Below are 20311 nucleotides of genomic sequence, written 5' to 3'. Positions count from 1 at the left end.
CTCAAAAATAATGAAAAATCAAAGTTCAGCATGACAAATTCACACTGAAGAAATTCTTAAATTCGTACTAAGCTCAACGATTTGAGGCTAATTATTAATGTTTAAGTGTTTGGGACAGAAATGGATTTCAATCTAAATTCTAGGCAAGTTTTATCTCTTGCTCTTTATCGTTTTTTTGATATACATCAAATTTATTTCGAGGCTCACATTATATAGAGCTAAATCCTTCACGCAACCTTATATTCACTCAAAATGTAGGGAAATAAACCGTATGTTACATAATAAAAAACGGCCCACTGTTCGGCCGTTATTCATATTCAGAACCAATCAAATCAAGCCATCTTAAAGGCTTTTATCGCTTGAAGATGTTGAGAGATTTTCTTGAACTTATGCGACTGGGTATCATCCCATATGATGTCGTAATAATCTTCTAATGCTTTCGCCGTGAGTTGATTATCAAGCATCTCATCGTTACGTGACAGTATCACCAAGCAGCGACCTTTGTTCTTCACTCTATACTGTTCAACACACTTGGTCGCGATGTCCTCATACTCTTCAGGACGGTCAATTTTGCCAGTCATGTTACTTTCTGGGTTGAGATTCGGGTTAAAGATCACTTGTTTGATACCGCACAAAAAGCCGATACGTTCAGACCAGTATCCCCCTAACCCCACGCCACAAATGATTGGGTTTGGATCATTAGAATGCTCAATCACTTTATGGACTTCTTTCAGTAAGTGCTGCATGTCGTGTTTAGGGTGTCGCGTGCTGTAGCTGATAAAACGAACATCGTCGTCAATGAATTGCAGTTGCAGAACTTTTTCGTGGTTCCCTGGACTGGTTGAGTCGAAACCGTGCAAATAAATAATCATAATACTCCCCCGCTCCTTGAGGTTTTAATCTACCACGAACGCTAAGGTTTTAAAGTAAATCGTACAAAAACTAATGAGACATAAACAACAAACAGTGATCCTAACTGCAAAATGTTTCTTTTATTTGAAGCGCCTGATGGTAATAGTGCTCATCTCCCCAAAGCTGGAAAGCAAGCAAATACCAGAGCATTGCCATCATGGCTGTTCTCGGTAGCCATGCTTTTGCCCCTTCAATCCAAATATCAATATCTTCTATTTCTCTCAGCTGACAGTAGCGAGCAATAGCTTCCACAGGGTTCTCGCCTGCTACATCAATACTCAAAGCGAGATCCAATCTTGGATCAGCAATAGAAGCGTATTCCCAATCGATAACCTTGAGGCCATGTTCAGTTTTCACCATGTTATATCCGGCCAAATCAAAATGGCACAACGAATAGCCAACATTGGGCAAACTTGGTGGATTTCGCCAGTCTCGGTAAAGTTTCTCAAATTCGGGAGTTTTTAAGCTCTCTTTAATTTGAAACCAGTAATGGTCAACTCGAGCTAAGAATGAGAAAGGAACAACTGGAATTTTGGTTGTATCAATAGCGTGGATTCTAGATTGTATTTTGAGTAACGAGTCGAAATTCACCCCGTTGTGCAGTGATTCCCCTTCCACCCATTCAACTAACAGCCCTTGATCACTAATGAATATTGGCGCTGGGCCAATATGTGTCGATTCTATCGCCTTAAGAATCTGGTATTCCTGAAATCGAGAAATAGAAAAGGCTTTGGTGATAGGGGTATTAGGTCGCCAGACGTAGGCTTTGCCTTTCTGGCAAACCACTTTCCAACAGCGATTGGTTAATCCACCCGTTAGGGTTTGTGCGTATTCGGGCGGAAAAGAAAAAAAGTGAGCAACAGACTGCAACGTGGGGTCTAACTGACACGCTTCATGCCAAGACATTCTAGCCATTGCTCACCTCATTCAATTTTCCACACTAGATGGGATTAAAGACCAAGTAAACTTTTAGACTCTTGCTTACGGATTTCAGTTTCATCTGCCCATTCAATCAAGCCAGTTTGCAGATCCATTAAGCGCATTGTCATCTTGTAGTAAACATCTTTATCGCTACCCGCATTCTTCAAGATGCTGGCTAGGTTTCCATAGAGCATGTACTGGGCACCCACCATTTTACCGAACTGAATTGCGGTGCTTTGGTTTACTAGCTCATCGTTGTTCTGGAAATTAAGCTGTTCACGAACTGACTCTACACGGTCCATGTCAACAAATCGGAACTTGCCTGAATTCAGCATTTTGGTGCTGATGGTGTCAGTGATCGATTCAGTATCAATATGCTCACTGGTTTTATTCTTGATGCGTTCAACAAAAACGATTGGACGCGAGTCACGAGTAATCGCCGCCACAGAACCGGACATCATCATGCTGTCTACCATCTCACCAGCGATCTTTTGCAGATCCGTTGAACCAAAATCAACGTTAACCGTTTCTACGGCTTGCGCATCACCGTAACTGACTTTGTTTGAACATCCACCAAGAATCACAGCTAATCCAAGCAACGCAATAACACTCTTTTTCATTTGGCTTCCTCTAAAATTGCCTAGTCGTCAGATTCGCGGATCTGAACACGAAATTGTTTTCCATTTGGATTTACCGACACTTCTGAGATAGAGATACTCTCCATGCCGCGAACGATCGCTTGCTTCCAAGGCGCAAGACGAGTATTCACTTCCAAACCGTTATCGTCATACCAGTAAAATCGGTACTGAATATGTTGGTCGCCTTTGTGGTTACTGACTAAACGAACCACGCCTCGGGCGTGTCCATCAACGTCTATCGTTGATATATCATCAATAACAAGTCGATTACCTAGTACGTTGTCAGCAAATAATACTCTTTGCGATTCACCTTCAACACTTAATCCTGCTGTGTTTTTACTACAGCCCACTATCGCCAGCGTCGACAGTAAAGCTACAAGCCATTTTTTCATCACAATTTCCCTAGTTGCTTGTGCCACATAGTTGCGTTCGACCCTTGTTGGGAGACCCAAACAAGAGTGGTTCCTTGGTCAGGAACATTGAAGCTGTATGACTTACCAGCCGCATTCAAGGTCTGTTCACCTGATGGCACGACTTCAGTCATACCGTGAACCGACGCTGGTAACGTAATCCAACTGCGTGTATCTGGTTGTTCTGTCAATGTGTTCCACACATTTAACACTAAGTTGCCGACATCATTGCCGTTGGTGGTTTCTTTACGCAACTGTTCTTTTGCCACCACCCGTAAAGCTTGGCGAATAACGATTGCCGGCATCTTTTCAGACAAATTCCGCTGTGCCATTAAATCTACGTTAGTTAATGCAGAAGAGGCTAACTCTTTACCATTCAACTGCATATGAAATTTCTGCTGCACTACGCTGTTGTTATAGTACGGTAAAGCTAAAGAATACAGCGCACTATTACCTCTGCTGTCATAAAGAGGTAAAGATAATCGCCAGCTTTCCATCGCCTTTACAACTCCTTGTTCATCTAAAATAATAACTCGCCCTTGGCCTTCTTGCAGAGTTTGTGCCGAACCGTACTGTTTTTCCAACAAAGTTAAGTCTTCTTTCATACCAAGACGTTTAGCGACCCGTAAAGTTCCGTCGATAACGGCTTTATTTTCAGGGGCAACCGCTAATGCTCGTCTGTAATCGACATAAGCACTGTTAAGATCGTTTGAAGCTTCATAAAGGAGTGCAGAAAGATAGAGTAGATAACCATTTTGCACGGCTTGCAATGTTTTGCCTGCATCTGGATATCGAGAAAGAACACTGCCCAGATTGGCACTAACCCCATTTTCACGCAGCTCACTTTGAGCACGTTCAAGTTCAGCTTCACGATTCGCGCGAGCCTGTTCCTGAACCTGATTCGCTCGGCGCATCTCAACTAAAGCACCATCGAGATCATTAGCTTGAACGTAATTAAGCCCAAGGTAGAGATGAAGGAAACCTAACTCATAATCCGCAGGCTGATAATCATTTAAGTTGTCGTTGACCGCGAGCGAACCTACGCTGGTCGCAGTGTCTGAAACTGAAATAATCGCCTTGCTCTGCTGCTGTTTTATCGCTTGATCTGAAAGCTCTAGTGTTGCTTTACTTTCGGTATACTGCTGATTTAAAAAATAGACGCGACCTTTTTCCAGATTGTCAAGAATATCGCCCGCAACATAATCTTCGAATAAATCGGTAGCTTCAGAGTATTGCCCCTGCTTGACCGTTTGATATAAATCTTGGTTCTGGGCGCTGTAATGACTGAACAGGTTACCTGCCGTCATATTGGCACATGCACTTAACAGCAAACAGGCTATGGGAACCGTAATGTGTCGCTTTTTGGCCTTCACCACACACTCCGCAAAAATTAGGATGGAAACAATAATGCCCCGTTGGTTAACAGGGCATTATTCATACTTAACTCATCAATAGTGGACCTAGAGGGCGACCACCGACAAGATGCATGTGGATGTGGTAAACTTCTTGACCGCCGTGTGAGTTGCAGTTTACTAGTAGACGATAGCCGTCTTCTGCAATGCCCTCTTCTTTCGCCAATTTCTTAGCCACAGTAAACATACGACCCAAAGCAAGCTCGTCACTCTCTTCCACATCATTCACGGTAGGAATCAACTTATTAGGAATGATTAAAATGTGGCTTGGAGCGCGAGGATTGATATCTCGAAATGCAGTAACTAAATCATCCTGATAGAGGATATCTGCTGAGATCTCTTTGCGAATAATTTTACTGAAAATGGTTTCCTCAGCCATAAAGTGCTCCGTAGTAGGCATTTTGTATAAATCATTGTGCATTTGAGTATGCGTCAAGGTGCTTCAAACCTCAATACAAAACATTATCCAGTTAACAGAATTCAATTTTCACGCCAGCTAAATTACAATTTTGTAACTTTCCTCTAAAAACTGTCGATTAATCATTCATAGAATATCACTTGCTTGTCTAGTCGTTGAGCCATTTGCCATAGAGCAACTTTTAGTTTTTTTTATTTTTTGAGAATGTATTTATTGGGGGTAGAAGTATGCAAGGTTCCGTAATAAGACGGATGTATGCTGGTTTTGCATTAATTATCGTCATGTTCGCTGTAACAGTTGCCATCATGATGAGCGGAATGAACCAAATTCATTCTAATTTTGAAAGTGTATCGAAAACAGCTCTTCCGCTTGTTTCTTTATCCAATCAAACTAGCGTTCAGTTATTGTCTGCAGACAAATCATTTAAGGACTTTCTGACCACTCAGAACCTTGAACGAATGGACGAAATTCGCAGTTCGTTTGTTTCTGCCAAGGACAAGTTCAGCGAAACATTAAATCAGCTACAGGAAGCCAGTGTTTCACACTCCGATCTGATTGAGCGCGTCGAAACGCTTAAACAATTAGAAGACCGTTATTTCACCGAAGCCGATAAAGCGATGAATAATTATCAGGCAATGTTTGATGCGCAAGCTAAGGTACAAAAATCAACTCGAGAGTTCCAACGCTTACAGGCAGAGCTGAGCGCTGGCATGAAAGAAGCCGTTGACGGTGAAAACAATATTTCAGTCAAAGTGATGGCGAAAAGTTACTTCATTAAACTTCGCGATGCCGAGGTAATCACTTCAGATGCGTTGGCAAGTAGTGATGTCGCTTTTGTTGAAAAAGCTGTAGCACTGAACAAAAAAGCGGTGACTCATCTGAACTACGCATATCGCGGTCTGGTAACTCAACTTCCAGGTCTTAAAAGTGTATTTGAAAAGAAAGTTGAGCAATTTACTCAAGACATCGGCAAGAAAGGCGGCGTACTTGACCAACACAACGAATATCTTAAAGCTCGTGCTGCACTCTATGAAAACATTGGTAACCTTGCGGCAGAAATCGATAACGCAATGACCATTTTGGATTCATTTAACGAAGCCGCGACCAACGATCTAAACGGCTCATTGGTTGAAGCGGGTGATGTTTATCAACAAGGTCTCTACAAAGCAGTTGGTATTGGTATTGCTGTACTTGTTGTTGCCATCGCTATTGGCTACCACTTAGCTCAAAGTGTACGTGAACCTCTGAAACGCATTCTTACCACACTAGAAAGCTTAACTGATGGTGATATGACGCAACGTATCGATATTCGTTACAACAACGAATTCAGTCGTGTGAGTGGTCATATCAATACCCTCGCAGATAGCCTGCATGACATTCTGAAAAAGCTCAACCAAGCATCAGATGCCCTAACGTCTACAGCAAACAACAACCAAGCAACATCACAAGGCGCACAGTCTCAGCTAAACAATCAACGTGAACAAACGGCGAGCGTTGCAACAGCAATGACAGAGATGGCGCATTCAGTGGGTGAAGTAGCAAATAGTGCTCAAAGCTCTCTGCAGATGGTTCAGCAAGTTGAAACCGCCTCTGAATCGGGTCGAGTAATCATGAGCCAAAACATTTCGACCATTAACCAGTTGGAAGCTCGATTGAATGAATCAGTGGAGGCTACTAACGATCTACGCCGAATGAGCAGCCAAATTGGCAGCATTCTCGATGTAATTCGCAACATCGCAGAGCAAACCAACCTACTTGCACTAAACGCCGCGATTGAAGCAGCGCGTGCGGGTGAGCAAGGTCGAGGTTTTGCTGTGGTTGCTGATGAAGTACGTGTTCTTGCACAACGCACGACCGAATCAACCGCTGAAATCGAGAATATGATCAGTAACCTTCAATCAAGCTCTACTTCAGCAAGTAAAGTGATCGAAAGCTGTATGAAAGATATGGAGCAATCTGTTGAGCAAGCGTCAAATGCCAACAGCGCAATGGAAGAGATACAAGCACTCATCATAGAAATCAGTCAGATGAGTACGCATATTTCACAAGCAGCAGCAGAACAAAACGAGACAACAACAAGTATTGCCCGCAGTATTGAGGACATCAACTTGATCTCTGATGAGAGCTATCGTGCAATGGCTGAAATTGCAGATAACAGCACGAACTTAACCCAACTAGCAGCACAGCAAAGTTCGTTAGTACACAGATTTAAATTGTAATTTTACTGTGCACTTTAAGCTCAAGATTGTAATCATTGAGTAAAAACTACCATAAGGGTGACCTTTTCTATAAGGTCACCCTTGTTTTTTACGTCTCGCACCGTTATATGATAGCTATGGCTTGCGGCAAACCTTTCATACTTAACTCTTTTTGCAAGCCAAACATGAGGAAAAACTATGGCTGTTCATGTTGGCATTATTGACCAAGACCCCGTCCGTCTGGTTACCCCACTTTTAGATAACAGAACTGCAAGTCGTCATATTGTTTTTGTTGGGGATAGCTCGCAAGAAGCAATGTATCTTCGCCTGAACAAAGTACTGAACCAGCGAGATATCACTTCAGAGTTTTTCGAAATTCCGGCAGGGTCTAACGTTGCCGAGATCAAGAAAGCGGTAAATGTTCTTGCTGATGACTTAAAGCAACGCAACCTGCCGATCAAACTGAATGCAAGTTGCGGTCTCAGACACAGACTTCTTTGTGTTTACGAAGTATTCCGTACCTACCACTGGCCCATTTTCGTCGTAGAACCTAACAGCGACTGTTTGTGCTGGCTCTATCCGGATGGTAATACAGATACTCAAGTGCAAGACCACATCACCATCTCTGATTACCTGACCATATTCGGTGCTCGTGGTGAGTTCAGTGAACATAACATCCCACCTCAGTTGGATGAAAAACTGTATAACTTGGGTGAACGTTGGGCGGGTAATGCTTTAGAACTTGGTCCTGGCTTAGCAACACTGAACTATCTAGCAACAACATGTCGTAAAGAGCAGCGGTTAGATGTAGAGCTTTCTGAAAAACAGCAAGGCTATCGTGAACTAAACATGTTATTGAATGACTTGGTTGAAACAGAGATTGCCACCTATGAAAATGGTGTTCTCACGTTTGCAAACGAAGACGCACGTCGATTTTCGAACGGCGAATGGTTAGAAACTCTTGTACACAGCACTGTTAAGCAGATTCAAGATGACTTACCGACCATTCAGGATCGTTCTTTAAACGTTCAGGTTTACCGTCAGTTGGGTGAGAAAGAAGTTCGTAACGAGCTGGACATCGCAACCGTTGTTAACAACAAGCTGTATATCATTGAGTGCAAAACCAAAGGTATGCGTGATGATGGTGATGACACCTTGTATAAACTGGAATCTCTAAGAGACTTGCTCGGAGGATTACAGGCACGAGCGATGTTAGTAAGCTTCAGACCTCTACGCCATAACGATATTACTCGAGCGGAAGATCTTGGGCTCGCATTAATCGGCCCTGAAGAGCTAAAAGATCTCAAAACACACCTTACAGCTTGGTTTAAGCAAGCCGGTGGCAGAGAAAACATATAGAAATATATACGATTAAAAAAGCCCGCTTTCCAGCGGGCTTTTCTATTAGGAATCGTCTTCAGTGAAGTTCGATGGCAGAGTATCTTTCATCTTGTTCCAGATCTGAGCACTATCAATGCCATAGTGACGAATCACACCCGGTAGCTGCTCTCGATCGCCCGAGCAGCAAATCGCCAATAGTTCTCGATAAAACGCCAGAGAGCGTTCTCGAGCTTCTGGATTCGAGAAATAATAACTTCCCACACGGTCGTAAAGTTTTCTCACACCGTTAAAAATCAAACCGTAGATTTGGTTACCAGAATGGAATGCTAAACGCTGAAACAACATGTAGTCGTAATAGTTAAAAGTCTTAGCAATCAACACTGACTGACGCTTTTCTTCGTCTTTCTCACCGTCATCTTTAACATGCTGCTGTAACTTCTCTGCAAATGGCCAAGATGCCATAAATGCATCCCATGACTCAGCAGCCAGAAGCGCTTCACACGACTCAATCACATTAGTAATTGTACGTTCTGAATTCTCTTTATTTACCTTAAATGCATAACGCATAAAGATAGGGCTGATATTTGTACGAGCCGCTAGTAGGTCTTCAACAATACTGGTTGCATTGTCTGCATCTAACGTCATTAACGTATCTAAAATATGTAAACCAGATGTTTCCATGAACTGGTTCACTTTCGTTGGTTTACCATGTTGAATAGTCAACCAACCATCTCGAGCCAAACGCTGAAGAACTTCACGTAACGTTGTTCGAGTAACACCTATAAGTTCAGAGAGTTCACGCTCTGCAGGAAGAATGGAGCCAGGTGGGAAACGACCGTTCCAAATGCTTTCGATGATGTATTTTTCTGCGAAACCTGCTGGGCTTTTTGCCTTAATAACCATTAAGTACTTATCCAGTTTTCTATTTATTAGATTCAAATGTGACTCATCATACCACTAGTTATCACCAAGCGGAAACAAAGCAGCCCTAAACTTGTCACAAAGCTAACGCATGAAAAAAGAATTCTCCGACGAACCAATCTCTCACCTTATTTAAGCGCTTAAAATATGTTTCAAAATATTTCAATTGGTAACTTTTAATGCACAAAAACCACATAAAAAAAGAGAGTTTAATCACAATAATAATTGAACAAATAGCAAAATAAACTTACCTAAATAGAGTAATTTACGTGAGCTTTGTAGTATTTACGCACATTTATTAATCCTATAGGCTTGAAAATAATTTTTTAATTAGCTTCAGGTTATAAATGAAGCCACAATATCGAGCTAAAAAATAAATAATCCTAGCTTCAACACTTTCAAGCAGATTGTTGACTAAATAACTTATGCAGGTAGAGTTGCGGTCGAAGTCTAGAGTGCTTGTTTTGATCAGGGAGTGACTTGGCAAGGTTCTAAATAGGCAAAATTCATTATTGCCTCTCTAAGTCACTGTTGAAAGACTTTGATTCCAAACCTATTGAGGTTCAAATCAAAGCTTGCACATATCCTTGTTAATTTTTTTATAACAGTGAGAGTAATTACCATGCCGATGTCCCTTGGAAACGCTTTTATCAAGAATTTCCTAGGAAAAGCACCTGATTGGTACAAAGTTGCCATAATTGCCTTTCTTATAATTAATCCAATCGTTTTCTTTTTTATCAATCCGTTTATTGCCGGCTGGCTACTTGTCATTGAATTTATTTTCACTTTGGCAATGGCACTTAAGTGCTATCCGCTTCAACCTGGCGGTTTATTGGCAATAGAAGCAATTGCGATTGGGATGACTAGCCCAGGTCAAGTAAAACACGAATTAGTTGCCAATATTGAAGTACTGCTTCTACTGGTATTTATGGTTGCAGGTATCTACTTCATGAAGAACCTGCTGCTGTTTATATTCACTAAAATACTGCTTGGTATCCGTTCAAAAGTTGCCCTTTCCGTTGCGTTTTGCATTACTGCGGCATTTTTGTCCGCTTTCTTAGATGCTCTAACCGTTATTGCTGTGATTATTAGTGTCGCTGTTGGTTTCTACTCTATTTATCATAAAGTTGCTTCAGGGAAGACATTCAACTCATCACATGACCACACTCATGATGAACACATTTCAGAACTGACTCGTGATGATTTAGAGAACTACCGTGGCTTTTTGCGTTCACTATTAATGCATGCAGGTGTGGGTACCGCTTTAGGTGGCGTAATGACTATGGTTGGTGAGCCTCAGAACCTTATCATTGCAGATCAGGCTGGCTGGTTCTTCGGTGAGTTCTTAATCCGCATGGCTCCTGTCACTGTCCCAGTATTTTTCTGCGGCATTATTACCTGCGTATTAGTCGAGAAATTTAAAGTGTTCGGCTACGGCAGTGAGCTACCAGCCAACGTTCGACAAATTCTTATCGATTTTGACACTGAAGAGCGTAAAACGCGTACTAATCAAGATGTCGCTAAACTTTGGGTACAAGGCATCATCGCAGTTTGGCTAATTGTAGGTTTAGCTCTTCACTTAGCAGCCGTTGGTCTTATTGGACTTTCCGTTATTATTCTAGCAACTGCATTTACTGGTGTTATCGAAGAACACTCAATGGGTAAAGCGTTTGAAGAAGCATTGCCATTTACCGCCCTACTGGCCGTGTTCTTCTCGATTGTTGCGGTAATCATTGACCAACACTTGTTCAAGCCAATCATCGATGCAGTGCTTCACATTGAAGACAGTGGCACACAGCTAGCCTTGTTCTATGTAGCAAATGGCTTGTTATCCATGGTTTCGGACAATGTGTTTGTTGGTACTGTGTACATCAACGAAGTCAAAGAAGCTATGGTTCAGGGAATTATTACCCGCGATCAATTCGATTTGCTCGCCGTTGCTATTAACACTGGTACTAACCTACCATCTGTTGCGACACCAAACGGTCAAGCCGCATTCCTGTTCTTGCTAACTTCAGCATTGGCTCCGTTAATTCGTCTATCTTACGGTCGAATGGTAGTGATGGCGCTGCCATATACCATAGTACTTACATTGGTAGGCCTAGCTGGCATAATCTTCCTAGCCGAGCCAATGACGCATATGTTCTACGATTTAGGCTGGCTTTCTCATCATCCTATTAGTGCCGTTGGTAGCCTTGCTCCAGAAGGACATTAAAATTTGTATTGAATAGGAAACTATTTCAAGATAAAAAGCTCTGATAACTCAGAGCTTTTTTATTTAAACGGTAAGGATCAACTGTGAATTTCTTTTCTAAATTGCACACATTTTCTAAAAGCCGAATCTCATGGATGTTGTTGTTGGGATTTGTGCTGTTTTTTGAAGCGTGTGCGCTTTTCTTCCAGCATGTGTTGGTGTTAGCACCATGCGTGATGTGTATTTATGAACGCGTTGCGATGTTGGGAATCGGTGGCGCTGCAATTGTGGGATTAATTGCACCTAAGAATCCACTGTTTCGTTGGTTAGGCTTTGCGGGGTGGGGTTACAGCGCCCACCAAGGTTTAAAGCTTTCGCTCCAGCACGTTCAATATCAGTTTCACCCGTCTCCTTTTGCCACCTGCGATGTGTTTGTTCAATTCCCGAGCTGGGCACCACTAAACCAATGGTTCCCTTGGATGTTCGAAGCCTATGGCGACTGTAGTGAGATCGTTTGGCAGTTCTTCGATTTATCAATGCCTCAATGGCTAGTCGTTATCTTTGCCGCTAACCTGTTTGTACTTGCGGTCATTGTTATCTCCCAGTTTTTTAAAGAGAAAAGACGATTCTTCAGCTAACGATAATTCACTGAATGTCATTAAAAAAGGCGCCAATTGGCGCCTTTTCGATACTCACAACTTGTTGATTGTTAATCTCTGATTGGTGCTGGAGAAAGAACTTCACGGTTACCATTGTGACCCGGAGCACTCACTATTCCCTGAGCTTCCAGCTGTTCGACAATACGCGCTGCTCGGTTGTAACCAATTTTAAAGCGACGCTGTACGCCAGAAACAGAACCTCGACGCGTTTCTACAACGTGTTCTACTACCTGATCAAACAGAGGGTCAACCTCTTCATCACTTTCCATTCTTTCACCCGGTAGCATCATCTCTGGGCTTTGATCGCCACTGATAATGTCACTGATGTAGTTTGGTTTACCGCGCGCTTTCCAGTTGTTCACCACAGCATGTACATCATCATCGGATGCGAATGCACCATGCACACGTATTGTATGACTGGAACCCGGAGGCAGATAAAGCATATCACCCATACCAAGCAGCGATTCCGCGCCACCTTGATCTAGAATGGTTCGAGAGTCAGTCTTAGTCGATACCGTAAACGCTACGCGAGTTGGAATATTCGCTTTGATTAGGCCTGTAATAACATCAACAGAAGGGCGTTGTGTTGCCAATATCAGGTGAATACCCGCGGCACGAGCTTTCTGAGCAAGGCGAGCGATCAGCTCTTCAACTTTCTTGCCCACCACCATCATTAAGTCTGCGAACTCATCCACGACCACAACAATGTAAGGTAACTTCTCAAGCAGTGGCGCTTCCGCATCCATACTGTCACCTTCTTTCCACAATGGGTCGTGAATCGGGTGACCAGCTTCAGCGGCCATTTTCAGTTTGTCATTGAAACCTTTAATGTTTCGCACACCTAATACAGACATAAGCTTGTATCGACGTTCCATTTCGCCAACACACCAACGCAATGCATTCGATGCGTCTTTCATGTCTGTCACTACTTCAGACAGCAAATGCGGGATACCTTCATAAATAGAAAGCTCCAACATTTTCGGGTCAATCATGATGAAACGAACATCTTCCGGTGTCGACTTATACAACATACTTAGAATCATGACGTTCACGCCCACCGATTTACCTGAGCCTGTTGTACCCGCAACAAGCACATGAGGCATTTTGGAAAGATCGGCGACCACAGCTTCACCTGCAATATCCTGCCCTAGTACGATTGTGGTCGGAGATTTAGACTCTTTAAACTGAGGGCTGCTTATAACGTCAGACAAATACACGGTTTGGCGGCTCATATTCGGTAATTCCAGACCGACGTATGGTTTACCCGGTATAACTTCAACCACACGTACTGCCATGGCAGACAGAGAACGAGCTAAATCCATCGACAAGCTCGAAATGCGGCTAACCTTAACACCCGGAGCCAAATCTAGTTCAAAACGCGTGATAACTGGCCCAGGGAAGATATCGACCACTTCCGCTTGTATCTTATAATCCGCCAACTTGGCTTCGACCAAGCGAGCGATCTCTTCCAAAGCTGCTCTATCAATGAAGTTTTCACGTTTCTCTGGATGATACAGCAGTTCCAGTGTGGGCATTGGCTCTGCAGGTTTTGGCAAATTCACGTCTTTTTGCATCAGGAATGGGTTTTGTTGCCCTGCCATATTTGCCTGAGCTTCTGACACTAAACTCTGGAAAGCCGTGAGATCTTTATCTTGTTCTGACTCATCGCTGTCTTCATCTTCATAATCATCAATGTCATATTCAGACTGCGCAGACTGAGGTTGCCATTCGTCCTCGTCATCATCGAGAACATCAAAGTTAGAAATTGTGGGTTCAATGTGAATGTCATCTTCCAACTCTACGGCATTCACTACATTTTCAAGTTGGCGTGCATCTACTGGTGGTTCGTCAGCAATATCTATCTGGTCAATGAATCGATCGTGTTCAGGCTCAGAGCTAGAGGGAACATCATCTTGAGCAAAGTCATCCGATTCACGGGCAACCATATCGAGCTCTTCAATTGTTGCTGACAGTTGCTTACTACGAGGAGGAATTTCCTCATCCTCGTCATAATTATAATTAGGAGCTGGAGAGAGTGGCGTTGATAAGGATTCTTCCTCCTCAGCTATAAAACGGCTCACTGGCTCTTCTTTCGGCATATGAATATTGAAGCGACGTTCTGTTGGCTGAGACTCGTATTCTGTCTCCTGAGGAACAGCAGAAATGCTTTCAACAGAATCGAGAGTTTCATCTGCTGGTTCTAACGCTTGGGTCTGAATAGGTTCTATAAGCGATGGCGGCGTTAGTTGAGGTTCAATGATTTCGTCTTTTTCACCACGCATGCGATTAAGTACCCAATGAAGACCTGCGATACTAGAGTCGCCTAGTCTTTCTACGATACTCAGCCATGAAATGCCTGTTAATAGTGTAAAACCTGCGCCCCAAAAGAAAAGCAAGGCCAACGTAGCTCCCAGAACGTTTAGCGTAGGCAAAGCTAAGCTAGTAAGAACGTCACCGACAACACCACCAGACGAAAAGTACCAGATGTCGTCAAAATTAATGTCCGCCAACCCACAGCTGGTTAACAAAAGGACCACTAGCCCAAGCAAGCGCGTTCCCCAAAGCATTAAATCAATGCTTTCATCTTCACGGCGTTTACGAAATACCACCCACGCACCAGCGGTTAAAATAATGGGTAAAGGATAAGCAAGTGAACCGAAGACAAAAAATAACGTGTCAGCGACCCAAGCGCCGACAATTCCGCCACCGTTTTGAATATCAGAACCCCATGCAGTTTGAGACCATGAGGGATCGGCAGGACTAAATGTGAACAGTGCTACTGCTAATAAAATAGAAGCCAGAACAGCCAGTATCAGCCCGCACTCTTTAAGTCTTTGAATACCATCCAAACGTCCAGAGTCAAACTCTTCACTCGTTTTGATAATTGTTTCGACTTTATTTTTGTTCTCTTTGAACATAAACCAACTTGAATATGATTATTATGGCCAACGTGAGTAACACTATACTCATATTGGATAGGTGAAAACAGTCCGAGCGGCAAAAGCCGCTCGGTTTGTTCGAAGATTTAACCATATCAAGGTCAAAAACCCAATTAACTAAAGTCAGAATGCGGAAAGAAATACCACTATTCTGAGCTTCAGCACGATTAACGAGTTTTAATGACTAACTGATTGGTTTGTTTAACTTCTTCCATTACTACGTAGGTTCGAGTGTCGTTTACACCAGGTAAACGCAACAAGGTATCCCCAAGTAACTTACGGTAAGCACCCATGTCTGATACACGAGTTTTCAACAAGTAGTCGAAATCACCTGAAACCAAATGACATTCTTGAATATCATCCAGTTTTTGTACTGCAGTATTAAACTGTTCAAACACGTCTGGCGCACCACGGTTTAGAGTAATTTCTACAAAAACCAATAGTGATGCATCAAGGTACTGAGGGTTTAATAACGCTGTATATCCAGTAATGTATCCCTGACGTTCTAAGCGACGTACACGCTCCAAGCACGGCGTTGGAGATAGACCTACTCGCTTAGATAATTCAACGTTCGAAATACGACCGTCTTTCTGCAACTCATTCAAGATGTTGCGGTCGATACGATCAAGATCCTTGGACGGCCTTTTATAGTTGTCTGCCATTTTTATATTCCACCTTAATTACTTCCTTGCAAAAAATATACTACAACTTTTTAATATGCAGTTTCAAATCTTAAACAATAGCGCATATACTAGCAATAAACTCGCCATAAAACTCAAGACACAGTCAATACAACCAAGTAAGACTAAGGAGTCAGGATGATCATTGGTGTACCTAAAGAAATCAAAAACCACGAATACCGTGTTGGTATGATCCCATCAAGTGTGAGAGAGCTGGTCTCTCACGGCCACCAAGTATTGATAGAAACAAATGCCGGACATGGCATTGGTATTTCCGACAACGATTACATCGCGTCGGGCGCATCCATTCTTCCTACCGCTGCCGACATATTTGCGAAAGCAGAGATGATTGTAAAGGTTAAAGAACCTCAAGCTGTAGAACGAGCATTGCTCAAAGAAGGGCAAATATTATTTACTTATTTACACCTAGCTCCAGATTTTCCACAAACTGAAGAGCTAATCAAGAGCAAAGCTGTCTGTATAGCATATGAGACTGTAACAGATAATATGGGTCGCTTACCACTATTAGCACCAATGTCTGAGGTCGCAGGCAGAATGTCTATTCAAGCGGGTGCACAGGCGTTGGAAAAATCACGTGGTGGATGTGGTTTATTGCTCAGTGGTGTACCGGGCGTTGCACCAGCGAAAGTCGTCGTTCTAGGTGGCGGTGTAGTCGGCGCAAATGCTGCGAGAATGGCGGTTGGCTTAAGGGCTGACGTTACCATCATCGACAAAAATATCGATACATTACGCAAGCTTGATGAAGAATTTCAGGGCAGCGCTAAAGTCTTATTCTCAACCAAAGATACGGTAGAACAAAATGTTCTAAATGCCGACCTAGTGATAGGCGCGGTTTTAATTCCCGGAGCTGCGGCTCCAAAGCTAGTGACAAAGCAGCACATTAGCCAGATGAAAGCAGGCTCTGCCGTAGTCGATGTTGCCATTGACCAAGGTGGTTGCTTCGAAACGTCTCATGCCACTACGCACGCAGAACCAACATACATTATCGATGATGTGGTCCACTATTGCGTAGCAAACATGCCGGGAGCGGTCGCGAGAACCTCTACCTACGCGCTAAACAATGCGACGCTACCTTATATCCTTAAACTCGCGAACAAAGGGTATCAAAGAGCATTACTTGAGGATTCAGGGTTACTTAATGGGTTAAATGTTATTCACGGTAAAGTGACCTGTAAAGCAGTCGCCGATGCCTTCCAGCTTGACTACGTAGATCCTAGACAAGCGATAGAAATGTTTAATTGACCCCAAGCAAAAGGACGCCGAGTTTAAGCTCGGTGTCCTAGACGCTATGAATTCTCATTTCTTACTGCATGAATAAGGATATTTCTCGGTGTGTCCTTTCTGTTGCAAAACTCGCTCAACTCGACGTGATAGCCTGTCTCTTGCAAAAACATCGCTTTATCTAAGACTAGCCAAATCTCCAATAAGCGGCGAAAACTTTGCTGAACTAAACTAAGCCGTTCCATTTGCCAAAAATATTGTGTACCCACTTTTTCATAATGTGAGAAATTCACTTTTGGAAGAAGGATGCCTTTTTGCTCGGCTGCCCATAAACAGAACGCTTCAAAGCCTTCACTCAACATGGATTTCTTGATGCTAGGAACGGGCATATATTCGCTAAACCCTAATTCTTCTCTCAGTAGAGCATCTAATCCCAGCCTGAAGCTCATTTCTTGCTGCCTGTGACGTTTAACTCGCTCTCCACCAGTTACGGTTTCCTGAAGTGGGATTCGCAGTTCTTGCTTGGTTAATCGGAGTTCGGAGTTCTGTCCCATAGAAGATTGAGCTTGATAAGTATCATGGTGAGTCAAATGGTAGCAGCATGGCGAAAAGCTAACCGCTTTTGTCTTGGCAGCTGTGGCGTAATGCATCAATCGAACATGCAAATCGCCACACGCATGCAGCGCAACCGCATGTTGCTCAGAGTGAAAAACTTGCGCACTTTTTGATTCAAATGCGTCGCCTTGAACGAAAGTCATCGGCAAATTGAGATGTTCAGCATCACTTTGTCCAGATTCACAAAGCGCTTGCTGATACTCAAAACTCACAACAGGTTGCTTTGAATTAAAAGCAAGAATTCGACCAAGATACCCCTTTCCAGCACACCATTCTAACCACTCATGGCCATGATGCTGATTCAGTACACTTTGTCCTAACGCTTTAATCTGAGAAAGCTTTCTTCCGGGAATTCCCGCCTCAAGTACAAGGTTTCGTTCCAATACAGAATGCTGAGTAAAGGGCAAACGTGTTAGTTGAGAAATAAGACCAAGTTCAGGAATCAAGTTAGACAACTGATTAATCAACTCATCAGTGTCATTCTTCATACGCTCGATCTCTTCTATGCTCAGACTCTCGAGCCAGTGATGCAACTGAGGGTATTGCTGTTGCCACAATGAAGTGCCGTCTAAACATTGCAGAAATGCTTCAAAACGCCAAAGAGACTGGTGCGTGACTAAATAAGTATCGATAGTTTGAAATTTGGACTGCATAGCTCCCCCTAAACAGGCTGTAGTTTAGAGGGAGAGATAAATGAAGTAAAAGCCTTAACGTACCGGAAGTTCAATATCTTTAAACATCTCTTCAATCTCCATATTGGATTTCAGAGAGATAGCTTGTTCAACAACCGGACGGGTCAAATGAGGCGCAAATCGCTCCATAAAATCAAACATATAAGAGCGTAAGAAAGTACCTCTGCGGAAACCAATACTGGTTGTGCTCGCGCCGAAGATATGGCTCGCATCAATCGCGACAAGGTCTTTGTCTTGCTCTTTATCAATTGCCATGCTGGCAATCACACCAACACCAATCCCCATACGAACATAGGTTTTGATAACGTCTGCATCTGTAGCAGTAAAGACAACCTTAGGTGTTAACCCTACCCGATTAAAAGCCGTGTCCAGTTCAGAACGCCCTGTAAAACCAAACACGTAAGTCACTAAAGGAAAAGCAGCCAAATCTTCAATTGAGATGCGGTCTTTTTTTGTTAATGGATGATCTTTAGGGACAACAATTGAACGGTTCCAGTGATAACAAGGTAGCATTACTGCATCTTGGTATAGATGCAATGCCTCAGTTGCAATAGCAAAATTCGCTACACCCTTGGCAATTGCTTCAGACATTTGACTCGGCGTCCCTTGGTGCATATGAAGAGATACCTTTGGATAACGAGCAGTAAATCCTTTAATAACTTCAGGCAGAGCATAGCGTGCTTGCGTATGAGTAGTTGAAATATTAAGCGTACCCATTTCTGGATGAGTATGTTCACCCGCAACGGCTTTGATACTTTCGACACGAGAAAGTATTTCTGTCGAGATACGTACAATATCTTCGCCAGCTTGCGTTACTTGAGTAAGGTGCTTACCACTTCGTTCAAATATTTGAATGCCCAGCTCGTCTTCCAATAAACGAACTTGTTTACTGATCCCTGGCTGAGATGTATACAAACTCTCGGCTGTGGCAGAAACGTTCAAATTATGGTTGACCACCTCAACGATATACTTTAATTGCTGCAACTTCATAACTGCCCTAATTCCTTGCCTAAATGAGTATGCTTTATAATTATTAGTTATATATCCATACTAATAGAATTTGCAAGGTCTCACAGCTCAGCAAACAGATAAATTTAAGAAAATACTGCTTAAGATGAAAAATTAACTCTATTCTTAAGTATTAGCGACAAAACTTTGTGCGAACCTTCAAACAAAATAGATAGGAGCGTTTTTTTGCTTCAAAAAAAACATAATGAAATTAGTAAATTTCTAGGTGTAGTGATAAGTTATGTTGTTGTATCCTATTCACTAGTCATTGAAAAATGAAGACACGGAATTTATGAATATAGGTTTAATCATTGCGCTGGTTGCAGTACTGTTAGTTTTGGTTTTGGGCTACAACATTATGTTGCAGTATAAAGTCAAAGTTGAAGCGGCAAGAAAGCAAGAATCCTCAAAATACTTGGCAATCATTGATGCTACCGAAGATTTAATCGGTAATGCTCATCACCTGCCTTTTAGTAAAGAATTATTGCTTTGCCTAAATATTCGAATTTTGGATTGCTTGCAAAACATGCTTGAACTTGAGCCAAAAAATAAACAGTTGGCACAACGTATTGAACATATGAATGCGCAAATTAAACATTTGAAAGAACATCATCCGGGTGGTGACAGTACAACCTTTAAAGTTCCTAGCAGTGATAAGCAAGCGATTGTGATGCTTAAACTGGTCAAGCGTTTACGCGATACGATCAAGAGTGAACATAATAAAGGTCGCTTTGAAACCCAAGCTTATGTGACTGAAAATGCTCGTCTCGAAAATATTCAAGTCCGTATCAACATTGAAAACGTTATTAAACGAGCAAATGATTCGATCATTCGAGGCCAACCGGGTACCGCGATTCAGTTGTTACGTAAAGGCTTAGATGTTCTGAGCACAAAGAACGATAACTACTCAAACCAAGCACGAGATAAGCTACAGCAAATGTATGATGATCTCGAGCATAGACGCCAATCAAAAAGCGCAACTGAACTTCAAGAGATTGAAGAAAAAGAACGTAACAGTGATATGGAAGCGCTCTTTGGTGAAAAGAAAAAGTGGTAATATACTTGTTACCAACGTAACACTCAGTTTGATGAAAGGTTGCCTCGGCAACCT

Annotated in this window: 17 protein-coding genes; 6 read left to right on the top strand and 11 right to left on the bottom strand. The window is 42.5% G+C overall.

Going from position 1 to position 20311, the window contains the following annotated elements; translation table 11 throughout:
* Positions 1 to 332: 332 nt before the first annotated feature.
* The 6 genes from ycfP to hinT all read right to left on the bottom strand — a co-directional run bounded on the left by ycfP (position 333) and on the right by hinT (position 4672).
* On the bottom strand, positions 333 to 872 hold the full coding sequence (ycfP, locus tag AAGA51_RS05120; RefSeq protein WP_042486738.1) for an alpha/beta hydrolase YcfP: 540 nt from the start codon (positions 870 to 872) through the stop codon (positions 333 to 335).
* 100 nt (positions 873 to 972) lie between these two features.
* On the bottom strand, positions 973 to 1827 hold the full coding sequence (locus tag AAGA51_RS05115) for a phosphotransferase (RefSeq protein ID WP_042486741.1): 855 nt from the start codon (positions 1825 to 1827) through the stop codon (positions 973 to 975).
* Between the two features lie 35 nt (positions 1828 to 1862).
* The gene (gene lpoB, locus AAGA51_RS05110; protein WP_042486743.1) at positions 1863 to 2453 is read right to left on the bottom strand and encodes a penicillin-binding protein activator LpoB; all 591 of its coding nucleotides are present in this window, start codon (positions 2451 to 2453) and stop codon (positions 1863 to 1865) included.
* Positions 2454 to 2473: 20 nt separating this feature from the next.
* Complete coding sequence (locus tag AAGA51_RS05105) at positions 2474 to 2863, bottom strand: YcfL family protein (protein ID WP_042486746.1); 390 nt, start codon at positions 2861 to 2863, stop codon at positions 2474 to 2476.
* Positions 2863 to 4278, bottom strand: coding sequence for a COG3014 family protein (locus AAGA51_RS05100; protein ID WP_415679606.1), 1416 nt, complete (start codon positions 4276 to 4278; stop codon positions 2863 to 2865). The genes AAGA51_RS05105 and AAGA51_RS05100 overlap by 1 nt, the downstream gene beginning before the upstream one ends.
* 43 nt (positions 4279 to 4321) lie before the next feature.
* Positions 4322 to 4672, bottom strand: coding sequence for a purine nucleoside phosphoramidase (hinT, locus tag AAGA51_RS05095; protein ID WP_042486751.1), 351 nt, complete (start codon positions 4670 to 4672; stop codon positions 4322 to 4324).
* 266 nt (positions 4673 to 4938) lie between these two features.
* On the opposite strand from hinT, the gene AAGA51_RS05090 reads away from it, so the two are divergent.
* Both AAGA51_RS05090 and AAGA51_RS05085 read left to right on the top strand, forming a co-directional pair.
* Complete coding sequence (locus AAGA51_RS05090; protein ID WP_042486756.1) at positions 4939 to 6930, top strand: methyl-accepting chemotaxis protein; 1992 nt, start codon at positions 4939 to 4941, stop codon at positions 6928 to 6930.
* A 177-nt stretch (positions 6931 to 7107) separates the two neighbouring features.
* A complete protein-coding gene (locus AAGA51_RS05085) occupies positions 7108 to 8268 on the top strand; it encodes a DUF1887 family protein (RefSeq protein WP_042486757.1) in 1161 nt (386 codons plus the stop codon).
* A gap of 45 nt (positions 8269 to 8313) precedes the next feature.
* Here the strand turns inward: AAGA51_RS05085 and fadR are convergent, their stop codons facing one another.
* On the bottom strand, positions 8314 to 9153 hold the full coding sequence (gene fadR, locus AAGA51_RS05080; RefSeq protein WP_042486759.1) for a fatty acid metabolism transcriptional regulator FadR: 840 nt from the start codon (positions 9151 to 9153) through the stop codon (positions 8314 to 8316).
* Positions 9154 to 9793: 640 nt separating this feature from the next.
* On the opposite strand from fadR, the gene nhaB reads away from it, so the two are divergent.
* A complete protein-coding gene (gene nhaB / locus AAGA51_RS05075) occupies positions 9794 to 11386 on the top strand; it encodes a Na(+)/H(+) antiporter NhaB (protein ID WP_042486761.1) in 1593 nt (530 codons plus the stop codon).
* Positions 11387 to 11526: 140 nt separating this feature from the next.
* Complete coding sequence (gene dsbB / locus AAGA51_RS05070) at positions 11527 to 12003, top strand: disulfide bond formation protein DsbB (protein ID WP_414628709.1); 477 nt, start codon at positions 11527 to 11529, stop codon at positions 12001 to 12003.
* Positions 12004 to 12074: 71 nt separating this feature from the next.
* Here dsbB and AAGA51_RS05065 read toward each other — a convergent pair whose 3' ends face one another.
* Entirely contained in the window at positions 12075 to 14942 is a 2868-nt protein-coding gene (locus AAGA51_RS05065; RefSeq protein WP_042486768.1) for a DNA translocase FtsK, read from the bottom strand.
* A 188-nt stretch (positions 14943 to 15130) separates the two neighbouring features.
* On the bottom strand, positions 15131 to 15625 hold the full coding sequence (gene lrp, locus AAGA51_RS05060; protein ID WP_004726475.1) for a leucine-responsive transcriptional regulator Lrp: 495 nt from the start codon (positions 15623 to 15625) through the stop codon (positions 15131 to 15133).
* A 156-nt stretch (positions 15626 to 15781) separates the two neighbouring features.
* Between lrp and ald the strand changes: the two genes are divergently transcribed.
* Positions 15782 to 16906: an alanine dehydrogenase gene (gene ald / locus AAGA51_RS05055; RefSeq protein WP_042486774.1), complete on the top strand. Its 1125-nt coding sequence runs from the start codon at positions 15782 to 15784 to the stop codon at positions 16904 to 16906.
* Positions 16907 to 16950: 44 nt separating this feature from the next.
* Here ald and AAGA51_RS05050 read toward each other — a convergent pair whose 3' ends face one another.
* Positions 16951 to 18153: a methyltransferase gene (locus AAGA51_RS05050; protein ID WP_042486777.1), complete on the bottom strand. Its 1203-nt coding sequence runs from the start codon at positions 18151 to 18153 to the stop codon at positions 16951 to 16953.
* Between the two features lie 54 nt (positions 18154 to 18207).
* Positions 18208 to 19182 (bottom strand): HTH-type transcriptional regulator CysB, encoded by a 975-nt coding sequence (gene cysB / locus AAGA51_RS05045; RefSeq protein ID WP_042486780.1) that lies wholly within the window; start codon positions 19180 to 19182, stop codon positions 18208 to 18210.
* A gap of 310 nt (positions 19183 to 19492) precedes the next feature.
* Here cysB and AAGA51_RS05040 point away from each other — a divergent pair, with 310 nt between their 5' ends.
* Positions 19493 to 20257, top strand: a complete 765-nt coding sequence (locus AAGA51_RS05040; protein ID WP_042486783.1) for a hypothetical protein — start codon at positions 19493 to 19495, stop codon at positions 20255 to 20257.
* The last annotated feature ends 54 nt before the right edge of the window (positions 20258 to 20311 follow it).

The sequence above is a fragment of the Vibrio diazotrophicus genome, assembly GCF_038452265.1.
GTDB lineage: Bacteria > Pseudomonadota > Gammaproteobacteria > Enterobacterales > Vibrionaceae > Vibrio > Vibrio diazotrophicus.
The sequence above is the reverse complement of the archived record's forward strand: the minus strand, read 5'-3'. Positions and strand labels throughout refer to the sequence as shown.